10 protein-coding genes and 1 pseudogene are annotated in these 13,994 nt (G+C 43.1%); 7 read left to right on the top strand and 4 right to left on the bottom strand.

What is annotated here, in order from left to right:
- Nucleotides 1–332 precede the first annotated feature (332 nt).
- On the bottom strand, nucleotides 333–1,022 hold the full coding sequence (mtgA, locus tag JMX96_RS09870) for a monofunctional biosynthetic peptidoglycan transglycosylase (protein WP_102093061.1): 690 nt from the start codon (nucleotides 1,020–1,022) through the stop codon (nucleotides 333–335).
- Between the two features lie 297 nt (nucleotides 1,023–1,319).
- Between mtgA and JMX96_RS09865 the strand changes: the two genes are divergently transcribed.
- From JMX96_RS09865 to JMX96_RS09850, 4 genes are all read left to right on the top strand, one after another.
- Entirely contained in the window at nucleotides 1,320–1,628 is a 309-nt protein-coding gene (locus JMX96_RS09865; protein ID WP_201568853.1) for a glutaredoxin family protein, read from the top strand.
- A 56-nt stretch (nucleotides 1,629–1,684) separates the two neighbouring features.
- The gene (locus JMX96_RS09860) at nucleotides 1,685–2,884 is read left to right on the top strand and encodes an alpha-hydroxy acid oxidase (RefSeq protein WP_201568852.1); all 1,200 of its coding nucleotides are present in this window, start codon (nucleotides 1,685–1,687) and stop codon (nucleotides 2,882–2,884) included.
- Between the two features lie 201 nt (nucleotides 2,885–3,085).
- A complete protein-coding gene (locus JMX96_RS09855; RefSeq protein WP_201568851.1) occupies nucleotides 3,086–4,159 on the top strand; it encodes a rhomboid family intramembrane serine protease in 1,074 nt (357 codons plus the stop codon).
- A 147-nt stretch (nucleotides 4,160–4,306) separates the two neighbouring features.
- Nucleotides 4,307–5,119, top strand: coding sequence for a MipA/OmpV family protein (locus JMX96_RS09850; RefSeq protein WP_201568850.1), 813 nt, complete (start codon nucleotides 4,307–4,309; stop codon nucleotides 5,117–5,119).
- 182 nt (nucleotides 5,120–5,301) lie between these two features.
- On the opposite strand, the pseudogene JMX96_RS09845 reads toward JMX96_RS09850, so the two are convergent.
- Both JMX96_RS09845 and fumC read right to left on the bottom strand, forming a co-directional pair.
- Nucleotides 5,302–6,318: pseudogene (locus JMX96_RS09845) on the bottom strand (DUF4238 domain-containing protein); the annotation flags it as partial.
- Nucleotides 6,319–6,640: 322 nt separating this feature from the next.
- A complete protein-coding gene (fumC, locus tag JMX96_RS09840) occupies nucleotides 6,641–8,044 on the bottom strand; it encodes a class II fumarate hydratase (RefSeq protein ID WP_201568849.1) in 1,404 nt (467 codons plus the stop codon).
- Between the two features lie 212 nt (nucleotides 8,045–8,256).
- Here fumC and JMX96_RS09835 point away from each other — a divergent pair, with 212 nt between their 5' ends.
- Entirely contained in the window at nucleotides 8,257–9,012 is a 756-nt protein-coding gene (locus JMX96_RS09835; protein ID WP_227677010.1) for a 5-formyltetrahydrofolate cyclo-ligase, read from the top strand.
- Entirely contained in the window at nucleotides 9,012–9,266 is a 255-nt protein-coding gene (locus JMX96_RS09830) for a hypothetical protein (RefSeq protein WP_201568848.1), read from the top strand. Before JMX96_RS09835 ends, JMX96_RS09830 begins: the two co-directional genes overlap by 1 nt.
- A gap of 99 nt (nucleotides 9,267–9,365) precedes the next feature.
- Here JMX96_RS09830 and JMX96_RS09825 read toward each other — a convergent pair whose 3' ends face one another.
- Nucleotides 9,366–10,727: a Na+/H+ antiporter family protein gene (locus JMX96_RS09825; RefSeq protein WP_227677009.1), complete on the bottom strand. Its 1,362-nt coding sequence runs from the start codon at nucleotides 10,725–10,727 to the stop codon at nucleotides 9,366–9,368.
- Nucleotides 10,728–11,161: 434 nt separating this feature from the next.
- On the opposite strand from JMX96_RS09825, the gene lon reads away from it, so the two are divergent.
- Nucleotides 11,162–13,765 (top strand): endopeptidase La, encoded by a 2,604-nt coding sequence (lon, locus tag JMX96_RS09820; RefSeq protein WP_227677008.1) that lies wholly within the window; start codon nucleotides 11,162–11,164, stop codon nucleotides 13,763–13,765.
- The last annotated feature ends 229 nt before the right edge of the window (nucleotides 13,766–13,994 follow it).

Here is a 13,994-nt window from a genome sequence, read left to right as displayed (position 1 = left end):
TTACTAGTCATCTCTACCACGTCACTACTCCTTTTGCGTTATCGATACGCCATCATCTTTTATCGTTCTGTCTTTATTAGGGTCTGTCCTAGTTTTATTCGAAATAGCCGAGCCTACAACATTCGATCCTATAATCTAGGGCGTGTCCTCAATTCAAACGAGTGTCCTCTAAATGGGCTAAAAACAGCTAAATTTTGCCAAACATCGTCAAATAGTTGGTCAATATCTCGATATTATCTGCACTATTTTCCTTGTTTGACGGCAATTTATCTCATTTTTATCACCATTTTTAAAATGAGGACACGCCCTAGCCCAACCCTAATGCTTTATATTTACGAAGCTGCTTGCGGTAATACAGCATTTTTCATGCGTTTTTTGATAATACGTTGCTTGTTACGCAAACGCTTATCGCCTTGATTATCTTCGTAGTATTTTGGATTGGTGAGCATCGCAATCAGAAGCGCTGACTCATCTCGGTTTAGATTGGCCGCAGACTTATCGAAATAATGATGCGCTGCCGCGTCTATACCATAGATACCATTACCAAACTCCGCCACATTTAGGTAAGCGGTCATGATGCGCTGCTTATCCCATAGCGTTTCAATCATCACAGTGATGACAGCCTCTTCCGCTTTACGCACATAAGAGCGATGCGAGGTGAGGAACAAGTTTTTTGCCAATTGCTGAGTAATCGTTGAGCCGCCAGCAGACATTTTTCCTGTTTCTTCATTTTTCTTTTGTGCGGCTTTGATACCTTTAAAATCAAAACCACTGTGCTGACTAAACGTCGAGTCTTCACTCACAATCGCCGCTTGCTTGGCAGATTTGGCAATCGCATCATATTCAGCCCATGTCTGAGTGACCGTGCCGCCCGTTAGGCGATGCGTCAACATAAACATACTGTTGTTAATTGGCTGCGTTTTCCAAATTAATAGTAGCCCAACGACCAATATATGGAATGCGACAACCAATAGCATAATTGCCAATAACAGACGTTTGATAAATGTGCCAAAACTTGCCATGCGCGATATCCGAGTGGTTAAAAAAGTAATAAGATAAGATAGATACTCTATTAATGACTATAAAACATCAACTAAGAATCAATAATTGTAAACGGGCTATTTATAGCCGATCATCGACCGTTGAGCATTCGTCATTAATAACGATCAATAGCAGGTCATCTTACCTAATCTCACAATCGCTGTCATTATTTACCCCACTTCTTTATGATGTAATGACCGTTAAAGTATTTTATGTTTTAAATAAGCGCGTGCTGAGCATCAGCGCTTTGCAATCAGTATGAAGATAAGAGATTACCCATGCACGATGATAATATAGAAGTATTACGAGCGCGTGTTATTGCAGCAAATCCAAGCCTCAACACCGCTGAAAATAACAATCAATGGTGGCTACTCGGCACCTCAGGCTGCCATTTATGTGATATCGCTGAGCAAATACTCACTCAGTTTCAGGCCGTACAACCGATTAGTTACCAAAATGTCGATATTGCAGACTTTGATGAGGCGCTGATGATGGAATTTGCCACAGCTATTCCTGTGATTTTGACACCATCCAAACGATTAAACTATCCGTTCTCGGTGATGGATTTGCAGCAGCTGCTCGCTTAATAGCATTAGACCTATAACAAAGACGCCCTATTACGATGATAAAGTGGTGAGAAATCATGAAAGATTTAAAACCAGTACTAAAGAAAATAACAGAGATCGAAGACCTGCGCCGTGTCGCCGAGCGTAAAGTGCCGCGTATGTTTTATGACTATGTCGATTCAGGCTCATGGACTGAGACCACGTATCGTAGTAATGAAACTGACTTTGACCGTATCAAACTGCGCCAGCGAGTATTGGTCGATATGGACAATCGCAGTCTAGCAACACAAATGATTGGCGAGTCCGTCAATATGCCTGTCGCCATCGCTCCGACTGGATTCACTGGTATGATGTGGGCAGATGGCGAGATTCATGCTGCGCGTGCCGCCGAAAAATTTGGCGTGCCCTTCTCGCTCTCGACTATGAGCATCTGCTCTATCGAAGACATCGCCACTCATACCAGCAAGCCGTTTTGGTTTCAGTTATATGTCATGCGCGATCAAGACTATATGGCCAATCTGGTTCAACGGGCCAAAGATGCCAATTGTTCAGCCCTAATATTAACTGCCGACTTGCAGGTCATGGGTCAGCGTCATAAAGACATCAAAAACGGCTTGTCTGCTCCGCCTAAACCGACACTTACCAACATCATGAATCTAATGACTAAGCCGCAGTGGTGTATGAATATGCTAGGCACCAAACGTCGTAGCTTTGGCAATATCGTCGGTCATGCCAAAGGTGTCGAAGACTTGTCATCATTAAGCTCATGGACGGAAGAGCAGTTTGATCCACGTTTGAGCTGGGATGATGTGGCGCGTATCAAAGATATGTGGGGTGGCAAGCTCATCATCAAAGGCATCATGGAACCTGAAGATGCCATCATGGCGGCCCGTAGCGGTGCCGATGCACTGGTCGTCTCAAACCATGGTGGCCGTCAATTGGATGGTGCACTGTCTTCTATTTCTGCGCTGTCTGACATCGTACAAGCCGTCCATGCTGAAAATAGCGATATTGAAGTGTGGTTAGATAGTGGCATTCGCTCCGGTCAAGATGTGCTAAAAGCGATATCGCTGGGTGCAAAGGGCACAATGATTGGTCGCGCTTTTCTCTATGGACTGGGCGCTTATGGTGAAGATGGTGTACGCCGCGCGCTCGAAATTATCTATAAAGAGTGTGATATCTCAATGGCGTTCTGCGGTCATACCGATATCAATAAAGTTACGGATGATATCTTGGTAAAAGGTACTTACGAAAATCTTAAAGTTGGTAATTTTTAGAGCTATTCATTTTTAAGAGCTATCCGTTCTTAAGAACTTTCGATTTCTAAGAATTTTCGATTTCTAAGAGCTTGCTAGTTTTAAAAGCTATCAGCCATCAAGATTATGAAAACTTGTACCATGATGACCTGCCGATAAATAACATTGTCTGACCATACCCTTTATACTATATATACAACATTTTGATGATATCTCGCTTTTATGACCATTCAACAACTATTAAAAACAGCACCCGTCACTACCCTGCTATTAGCCAGCTTTATCGGGCTATTTATTATGCAGATATTGACAGGTGTCGATGCCAACAATCCTTCCACTGAAGCGCTGCTCAAATGGGGTGCTAATGCGTTGCCATTTACCATGGGCGATGATCCTTGGCGACTGGTCAGCAGTGCGTTTTTGCACATTGGTTTGATGCATTTATTGTTTAATGGGTTTGCCATGTATTTCTTTGGGCAGATTGCCGAGCCGATGTTTGGCTCAGCCAAGTTTTTGGCGTTATTTTTGCTGGCGGCAATCGGTGGTAACTTACTCAATAGTTATGTGACATGGCAAAGTATTTTGGATGGCACAGGACAGCCTGGACTATCAGCTGGTGCCTCTGGCGGTATCATGGGTATTGGCGCGGCATTATTAATCGCTGCACTGTTTAAAATATCGGTCAATGGCATGGTGCTCAATCTAAAAAGCCTGATATTCATTATGGGCATCAACCTCGTCTATGGGTTTGCCGTACCGGGAATTGATAATGCTGGTCATATCGGTGGCGCAATCACGGGACTAGTGATTGCATTGGCTTTTGCCATTGGCTACCGTCAGCGTCTAGCAGTTGCTATACAAAACGCAGCGATTCAACAACAGCGCACGTTCAACGCTTATCAAACCAACTATTCATACAGCGCTCACGACACCCCATCATATAACAGTCATTATAGTGGCCAGTATAATGACCAACACGATAACCAAAGCCGTTATGATGCTACTCCTCTCAATCAATCACCTTACTTTGCTGCCAATTCAACCGAGCAAGATACTGTGGTTGCAAACAATGAAACGAATACGGCAGACGTATATGCTAAAAGCATTACTGCTAACAATTCATCGTTAAGTCATGAAGCTGTTCATAATAGTATTGAACCCGAAGCACTTAAAAAACCCTCCATTATTTGGCAGCTCTTACCATGGCTTGCGATGTTACTTATCAGTATTGGTTTTGTCTGGTGGTGGCAAGATATTCATCAGCAATTACTGCAAGTACTAAAAGCCATTGAGTAAATGCTCATACTTATCTATCATTGCTATATAGACTCCAAAAACAGCATACTGATCAACATTACTGGTTCGTTTTATTGCTTACTCTTTCGAACACGTTTTGCTTAATCGCACCACTCAGTTATTTATACTCACTTACGAGATCCAATTATGTTAAAACTTGCAGCGCTACCTAATATCTCTACACGTACTATGTTTGGCGCGTTCACCGCTACTGCACTACTTAGTGTGGCTAGCATGTCTAATGCCGCACTTTTTAATGACAACTTGCCGACTGACAAAGATGCTGAGCTCAGCGTTGGGGTCAATGTCATGGCAGTCAAATCAGCCTATGATCTCGAAGACAGTACTGAAGTGCGCGTGCTACCAGGTGCATTTTATGACAACAACAAAGTCTATGTACGCGGTGCCCAAGCTGGTGCATATCTGATCAACGATGGTGTCAATCAGCTATCTGCTTATGCCAAGCTTGCGGGTTCTGAGTTTGAACCTGATGATGCCAATGGCGCACTACAAGGCTTAGATGAGCGTAAATCATCAGCAGAAGCAGGTCTTAGCTATCAACGTCGTACTGCTATTGGCGGCATCCGCGCGCAGATAGGTGCTGATGTATTAGATCGTAGTGGCGGTAACACGGCTCGCTTGACCTACCTTTCTAGAATTACTAGAGGCAAGCTGACGGTCTATCCAAGTATTGGCTTTGAATATCATGATGCTGACTACAACGAATACTACTATGGTGTCAGTGAAAAAGAGTCAGCAGAGACAGGCGTTGACGCTTATAAATCTAACTCAAGCCTAAATCCGTATATCAATATCAGTGCCAACTATGATTTCAATGAACGCTGGGCAGGATTTGCCAATCAAAGCGTGAGCTATGTACCAAATGAGCAGTATGATAGCCCAATGGTCGACTCACGTACTGAAGCGGCGACCACGCTTGGTTTGCTTTATAAGTTTTAACTAAGCTTAGAAGTTTGATATGAAAAAGCCAAGCATTTTGCTTGGCTTTTTTGTAGGTACTTTAGATAAACACATATTTTGAGTTTTTAAGAAGTCAGAGAAGTTTAGTTGTTTGAATAAAATTACTTTTACTGACTCTAGCTAGCCTTTGCGGATCGACATTTTATAAAAATCACTTCGCCCTATTTTTTTACTACTGCTTGACGAACAAAATCATCATACGTGTCATTTGTCATTATAAACCCATTTGGCTTCCAATTTATTACTCTAGGCCATATTGGTGGTGTAGCGTAAACGGTTTGAGAGACTTTGAAGAACTTTTGATTTACTTTAATTTCAGAAACATCAATTCGATTTTCATCTCTTATCTTACCGTCAGAATTATCTGAAATGTAAAACTCTGTTTTATGGCCTTGCAAAGATTTTGAATACTCCACTTTATTATGAAGACTCTCTAGATATCGGGCACTATCAGGATTTGCTGTGTATATATTAGCTCGACAATTCAGTAACTGAAGATAGTTAAAAGCATCTACATCACACCTATTTTTAAGCTGAACCCACCCTTTTACGTTAGCAATACTATAAACATCTTTATCATAGGCCAACATAAGAATTCTAGGAGTAAGAGGTAAAATAAACAGTCCTCCTGCTGACTGTAATCCAAAAGATCTAAATTGCACTTTTTTATTGAGAAAATACCATCGATTTGTGAGTACTGCTGGATGGTCTGAGGTTATGAAATCAGTTTTAGTATTGTTCTTTAAAATACAAACCTTTAAGTCATGAATTAAATGCCTATCTTTTAAGATCGACTGCATTACTTTGTGAACAACTTCTTTAACTTCCATTTTAATGTCAATAGAAAGCAAAGTTTTTATATCTTGTTCAGTTGATTCAGCAGTAGACTTAGAAAACTCCTCAGTTCTTGCACGTTGAAGTAGCCAAAATTCTATGAGAAATAGCTTGTCTTTGTCTGTCAGAACGTAATTTATATTTTCAAGATTGCGAACTATTTCAGAGAACTGCCCTTCAATCGGCTGTAACGCCTTCTCTAAAGCTAGGTCTTCGCCATAGAAGTAGTTTTTTGAACACTGGTTCTTTATAGGTGCATTTTCTATTAGTTTCTTTTTGTTCAGATTATAGAGACAAATAGCTGCTTTTGATTCATCAGTAGAAAATTTTTTTAAATAGCACTGAGGTACATAATGTTAGTTCTTATTGGAAGCCATTGTTTGCCTCATTGAACGTAATTTTGATATTGAGAGTAAACTTAATACAATAATAAGTAAATTGTATTATTTCTATAGCGAATGAAACATTTAATAGATAAAAGTAATATCCAATCGAAAACAAAAAAAAGACCTTGCCACATTCTCATAAAGAAGTGACAAGGTCTTTTTATTTCTAAATTCTCAGTGGAAAAAATATGATGCTGCTACCAGAAAGACGAATGCAAATTGCACTTATCGTACATTAAGCGAGTCTGACGCCGTAGCAGGTCATTATTTGGTCTACTGCTTACTTAGGATGTACCATATCAGCAGGAATTACCCACTCATCGAACTGCGCTTCAGTTAATAGCTCTAACTCAACCGCCACTTGCTTCAACGTTTTGTTTTCTTTATAAGCAGTCTTAGCGATTTTTGCTGCATTTTCATAACCAACATGACGGTTCAATGACGTTACTAGCATCAATGAGTTATGCAAGAAGTCATCAATTTTGTCTTTCACTGGCTCGATACCCACTGCACAGTTTTCGTTGAAGCTGTTGCAAGCATCGCCAAGCAGTTTGATAGACTGTAACAAGTTAAAGGCGATAACTGGCTTATACACGTTTAGCTCAAAGTTACCTGATGCGCCAGCCATGCTGATCGTCACATCGTTACCCATGACTTGAGCGACAACCATCGTCAATGCTTCTGACTGAGTTGGGTTAACTTTACCCGGCATGATAGAAGAGCCTGGCTCATTTTCAGGAATCGTTAATTCGCCTAGACCACAACGAGGACCAGATGCCAACCAACGTACGTCGTTAGCGATTTTGTTTAAGCTGCCCGCTAGCGTTTTTAGTGCGCCTGAGGCAAATACTTCTGCATCACGAGCGGCTAGTGCTTCGAATTTGTTTGGTGACGTAACGAATGGCAAGCCAGTCAAAGTCGCTAATTGCTCAGCTGATTTTACTGCATAGTCAGGATGGGCATTTAGACCAGTACCAACCGCAGTACCGCCTAGTGGCAATTCATATAGACCTTGTAGCGCGTTGTCGATACGAGTTAATGAATGGTCAAGTTGGCTTACATAGCCGCTGAACTCTTGGCCTAGAGTCAAAGGCGTAGCATCTTGTAAATGGGTACGACCGATTTTTACGATGCTATCGAACTCTTTGGCTTTAGCCGCTAGCGTATCGCGTAGTGCTTTTACCGCTGGGATCAACAAGCTGTTGATCTGACGAGCAGCAGCCACACGAATCGCCGTTGGGAAGCTGTCGTTGGTAGACTGTGCATGGTTCACATGGTCATTTGGGTGAATTGGCGTGTAGCTGCCACGCTCAGAACCAGCAATTTCGTTAGCACGGTTGGCCAATACTTCGTTCATGTTCATGTTTGACTGCGTACCAGAACCTGTCTGCCATACGACCAATGGGAACTGATCGACCAGACCACCATTGATGATTTCGTCAGCGGCTTGTACGATGAGATCACGCTTGTCGCCTTCGATACGCTCTAGGCTTGCATTGGTAATCGCAGCGGCTTTTTTGACCAGTGCCATCGCTTCAATCATTGGACGCGGCAACGTCTCGCCACCAATTTTGAAGTTCTCGCGGCTACGCTGAGTTTGCGCACCCCAATAAGCATCAGCTGGGACTTCCACGTTGCCCATGGTGTCTTTTTCGGTACGAGTTGCCTGATTCTGTGTCGACATAACTACCCTCTTTACTGGTTTGTTGTTAAATAACTGAACGATAAAAAGTGCAACAGCTGCTGCACATAAACGGAAATACGATGTAAAGTGGCGTTATGATAGCATGACTAAGGCGTGTTGAATATTCACAAATAGCCTTGAGCAATGCCTAAAAACGAATGTCTAAAAACGTCTGTCATCACCAATCTGATACTTCATTGGATAAGATACCTATGCACTCTAAAATTACGCACTCTGAAACTATGCATCCTAAACCAATACGACCTGAGCAAAACAACCTTGATTCAAACAACCTTGATTCAAACAACCTTGATTTAAATAATTCGGATTCAAACAACACTGAAACATCCGAACCTGTCATCAGCAATCCGCCTAGACGACACTTTACTCGCCAGCGTCGTCAGTTAAGTGATGGCGCACGTAGACAATTTGCTCAGTCTGCAAGCTTGCATCTATCTAAGCTGCAGAAGTGTTTGCCAAAGCGTGCGCGTATTGGCCTATACTATGATGGATTTGGTGAGCTACCTACTCAGCTAATATTAGACTGGTGTCAACGCTTAGGCTATTTACCTTATTTACCAGTTGTTGGCTCGCTTGGTCGTACTAGCAATGGTAATGATGATAAACGATTGCGCTTTGTACCTGTTTATCATTCAAAACTGGTGAATATCCCCACTCGCATTCATCAATTAGGCATGAAACAGAACCACAGCCGCGCTCTGCTATGGGCGTCGGAATTGAATGTGATTATCTGTCCACTTGTGGCGGTTGATCTAAATGGTAATCGTATGGGCATGGGTGGCGGGTTCTATGATACGACGCTTGGTAAAAGCTATTGCTCAGGGACTTCAAGGCCGTTAAAGATAGGTTGGTGCTATGATTTTCAAGTGGTTGAACAATTGGCGCGGCAACCGTGGGATGTGCCATTAGATGGCTTAATTACGCCAAGCGGCATAAGGTGGTTTTGATGAAAGACGATAAACAATTTGAAAAAGACTCTAGCGCTGCTGATTCCAGTGCAGATAGTGTGGATGAATATTTGCAGACATTAGGCAATGAGGACGCTAGAGAGATACGTTACTACAGTCAAGAGCAACCTTTTAGCTCTGAGGAGATGACAAGGCTCGTCAATGAAGATCGTCTAAATGAGCTGCTCGCGCAAAGTGATGCATTTTTGAGTAGTCTAAGCGGTGAGATTAGAGATTTTGATGATGAGTATTAAAAGACATATTAATTAAGCAATAAAGAGAAATGAAAAAGGCGAGCATAGCTTATAGCTATACTCGCCTTTTATACCAAACCCAGTCGTTCAAATCACTTACTACAACACCATCGCTGCAATCCAACCAAATGCTAGTAGCGGAATATTGTAATGCAAAAATGTTGGTATCACACTATCTTTGATATGGTCATGTTGACCGTCGATATTTAGACCAGAGGTTGGCCCCAATGTCGAATCTGACGCAGGCGAACCCGCATCACCCAGCGCGCCAGCCGTACCGATAATCGCCACAGTCGCCAATGGCGAAAATCCTAGAGAGATACACAGCGGCACATAAATCGCAGCCAAAATAGGAATGGTCGAAAATGACGAACCAATACCCATGGTCACAATCAAACCGATTAGTAGCATAATAAATGCCGCCATCGCTTTATTACCAGCGAACAGTGACGCTGCCCCATCGACCAATGGCTGAATCTGCTCAGTCGCTTTCATTACTTCAGCAAAACCTTGCGCGGTAATCATAATAAAACCAATCATCGCCATCAGTTTGATACCATCATTAAAGACGCCATCAGCATCACGCCACTTCACCACGCCGGTCGCCATGAAGACACCGAAGCCAAACATCGAGCCAAGTAGTAGCGAGTCAGTATATAACTGCACCACAAAAGCCGTAACGATAGCAGCCAGTGCAACCAATGTCTTAAGCTTGCTCTGCGACTGTGCACCAGCAGCAGTTTTGCTTAATGCATCACCTTCTACTACAGCATCATGCGCTTGCTGATCTATCGCAATCTGCTGATATGCGCGTGGCTTACGGTAGCTGATACATACAGCAACCAGCAAACCAATCAGCATACCCAATGCAGGAATCGCCATGGCTTGCACCACAGAAATATTGGCAACATCAATGCCCGCTTCACCCACGTTTTTTAGCATAATCTGATTCAGATAGATATCACCAAAGCCATAAGGAATAAACATATAGGTGGTGACCAGTCCAAACGTAATCAGACAAGCAATTAGGCGTCTATCAATCTGCATGCGATTAAACGCTAACAGTAGTGGCGGTACCAGTAGCGGAATAAAGGCAATATGAATAGGGATTAAGTTTTGACTAAAGCAGCTCATGGTAATGAGACCTGCAAACAGCATGTACTTAATCATGCCACTCGTGCCAGCAGCATCAATACGCTTGATGACCGCACCTGCCAATGACTGCGGCAAGCCCGAATGAGCAATCGCTACCGCAAACGCCCCGAGCAGTGCATACGACAGCGCAATCTCTGCGCCATTACGGATGCCTTCTTGAAAAGCATTGAGCGTATCAGTAATACCAAGCCCTGCTAGCAGTCCACCTGCCAGCGCGCCGATTAATAAACTGAGCACCACGTGCACTCGCGAAAGTGACAGTCCTAGCATGATAATAACTGCTAGCAATACTGCATTGATGGCCATGTGTTGCCCCTTGTTCTTTATACTTTGGTCTTAGTGAGACCTATGAATATTGAAACTAATGAATATCGCCCTGTTGTCTAAAACGTCCCAATATGAGAGCCTGTTTTAGACGCGCGCCAGTTTACCTTATTTTGGGTATAAAGCCTACGCATAGAACCGATCAGACATCATCACGGGTAGCCAAATATCACCTATACATCTAAACTCTCTTCTATAATTTCTAACTATTTTTATCACTCATATACCAGTCACACTATTGACGACACATCGTTATCCACATTAATTGCATTAATAACTGGACGCTCAGATAACTATTTAACAAAGATAAGCAGACGACTTTACCAATCAGCCTTGCAATTTTTTTCGTGAGCACCATTTATCTAAACATGAACCACGAACTTGACTTTACAAGTCTGGGGAACGAGGAAGAACATATGAGTGAACATAATATTGATAAAGACAACATCGACATCGATGTATCATCTGCCCTGAACACTGACACGACGTCTGATGCAAATACTGACACTGACGCTAACATCAGTGCTGACGCGAATAATGAGACAGAAAGCTCATCTACGGATGCGTTAAATGCCTCATCCAACGCTGTCAAAGACAATGAAGATGAAAGCTATCTGCCACTGTTGGCGTTACGTGACGTCGTCGTCTATCCACATATGCAGATTGCATTGTTTGTGGGACGCGCGCCATCGGTGAAAGCGGTTGAGTTGGCACAAGCTGAGTATGGCAACAAAGTACTGGTAGTCGCGCAAAAAGACTCACTGACCGAAGATATTGATCAAGATAACTTGTATCAGTACGGTACGGTGTGCCGCATCGTCAGCACTATGCCACACGATAGCGATGAGAACTGCATTAAAGTATTGATCGAAGGTCAATACCGCGCTCGTGTCGATAACATAGAAGGCCATGATGATTTATTGATGGCGAGATTTGAACGTGCCGACCTCGATGTCAGCATGGATGAGAGCCAACAGAAAAACACCATTCAAGCGTTAACTACGTTATTCGAAAGCTATGCAGATGCGCGACTTCGCAATGCACGTGAGCTGACTCGTGTGGCCAAACGTATCGACGACTTGCTTGAATTGGTTTATTTCATCTCAACTCGTGTGTCGATGGACCTTGATATCAAACAGTCTTTCCTAGAAGAAGACGATATCAAAACGCATATCAATACTTTGACTGAATATTTGGTTAAGCAAAGTGCTGAGCAAAACATCGAGCAGGATATCCAAGATGCTGTCCGTCAGCAAATGGAAGACAATCAGCGCGAATATTTTTTAAATGAGAAGATGAAAGCCATTAAAAACGAGCTGTCAGATATGAATGACGGCGCGTTCGATGGTGAAGATGATGTGGCTGAGCTAGAGCAGCGCTTAGAAGATGCTGACTTGCCAGAAGACGTGCGCAAAAAAGCTGAGCAAGAGTTCAAAAAGCTCAAAATGATGCCACCTGCGTCAAGTGAATCATCAGTGGTACGCAACTATATTGAATGGATTTTGGACACGCCGTGGAATGCGACGACCAAAGTATCTATCAATTTAGATAAAGCCAAAACAGTATTAGACGAAGACCACTATGGTCTACAAGATGTAAAAGACCGCATCTTAGAGTATCTCGCCGTACAATCACGCGTGAAAAAGCTTCGTGGCCCGATTCTATGTCTCGTCGGTCCTCCAGGTGTCGGTAAAACCTCATTGGGTGAATCAATTGCCCGTGCTACTGGCCGTAAGTTTGTGCGTATGGCACTCGGCGGCGTACGTGATGAAGCAGAGATTCGTGGTCATCGCCGTACTTATATCGGTGCAATGCCAGGTAAAATTGTTCAGTCACTTGCAAAAGTAGAAGTCAAAAACCCGCTGTTCCTATTGGATGAAATCGATAAGATGGCGCAAGACTTCCGCGGTGATCCAGCATCAGCGTTGCTTGAAGTATTAGACCCATCACAGAACGATACCTTTAACGACCATTATTTAGATATGGACTTAGATTTGTCGCAAGTGATGTTTATCTGTACTGCCAACAGCATGGATATTCCGCCTGCGCTGCTTGACCGTATGGAAGTTATTCGCTTGCCGGGTTATACCGAAGAAGAAAAAGTTAATATCGCACAGAAATACCTAGTGCCAAAAGCAATTAAGCAAAATGGTCTTAAAGAAGGTGAAATTGAGATTATTGAAGCGGCATTGCACAGCATTGTCCGTAGTTATACTCGTGAAGCAGGTGTGCGTAACCTTGAGCGTGAAGTGAACAAGATCTGCCGTAAAGTGGTTCGCGGTTCGGTTGAAACTCATGGCGCGCGTGCTCCGAAAAAAGCAGAACGTCAGCTAGTGACAGTCGATGACAAGAACATCGATGATTATCTAGGTGTGCATCAGTATGACTACGGTCTGGCTGAAGAAGAGCCTGAGATTGGTCGTATTACTGGTCTTGCTTGGACACAAGTCGGCGGTGAGCTATTGACCATCGAAGCGGTCGGTATGAAAGGTAAAGGCGAGCTTAGCTTTACTGGTTCACTAGGCGATGTGATGAAAGAGTCGATTCGCGCAGCTATGAGTGTGGTTCGTGCTCGAGGTGACAGCTTAGGTATCGACTACGAGACGTTTAAAACAACAGACGTCCATGTCCATATGCCAGAAGGCGCCACGCCAAAAGACGGTCCCTCTGCTGGTGGTGCACTAACGACAGCGCTCGTCTCTGCGTTGACAGGTATCGCTATCCGTCCAGATATTGCGATGACAGGTGAGATTACCTTACGCGGTAAGATCCTACGTATCGGCGGTCTAAAAGAAAAACTACTTGCGGCACATCGCGGCGGTATCAAGCACGTCTTGATCCCAGCGACCAATGAACGTGATCTGGCTGATATTCCTGACAACGTAAAAGAAGGCTTAACCATTCAGCCAGTCGCCACGATTGAGGAAATCTTAAAGGTTGCTTTGGTGAGTATGCCAACACCAATCAAACCTGCCAAAGTGACCGTTGATAAAACTTCTGGCAAAGCACTGCATAATTAATTGAACCTTTATTAAACTCGTCCTATAGATTAATAAGCCGCTCATCACTATGATGGGCGGCTTTTTTATGCCTGTTTATTATTTATCTACTTGCAATTCATAGCCTTCTTAGTAAGTTTCCCACGCATTTAAAGCCATTTAATTTTGAGAATCATTTACCTTAGTTCGTTTTTCAAACCCATACGTTACTTACATTTATTAACTGATTGTTGCGCATTTGATGAATAAC

It is taken from the genome of Psychrobacter sp. JCM 18900 (assembly GCF_904846625.1).
Classification (GTDB): Bacteria; Pseudomonadota; Gammaproteobacteria; order Pseudomonadales; family Moraxellaceae; genus Psychrobacter.
This window is presented reverse-complemented; position numbering and strand designations above follow the sequence as displayed.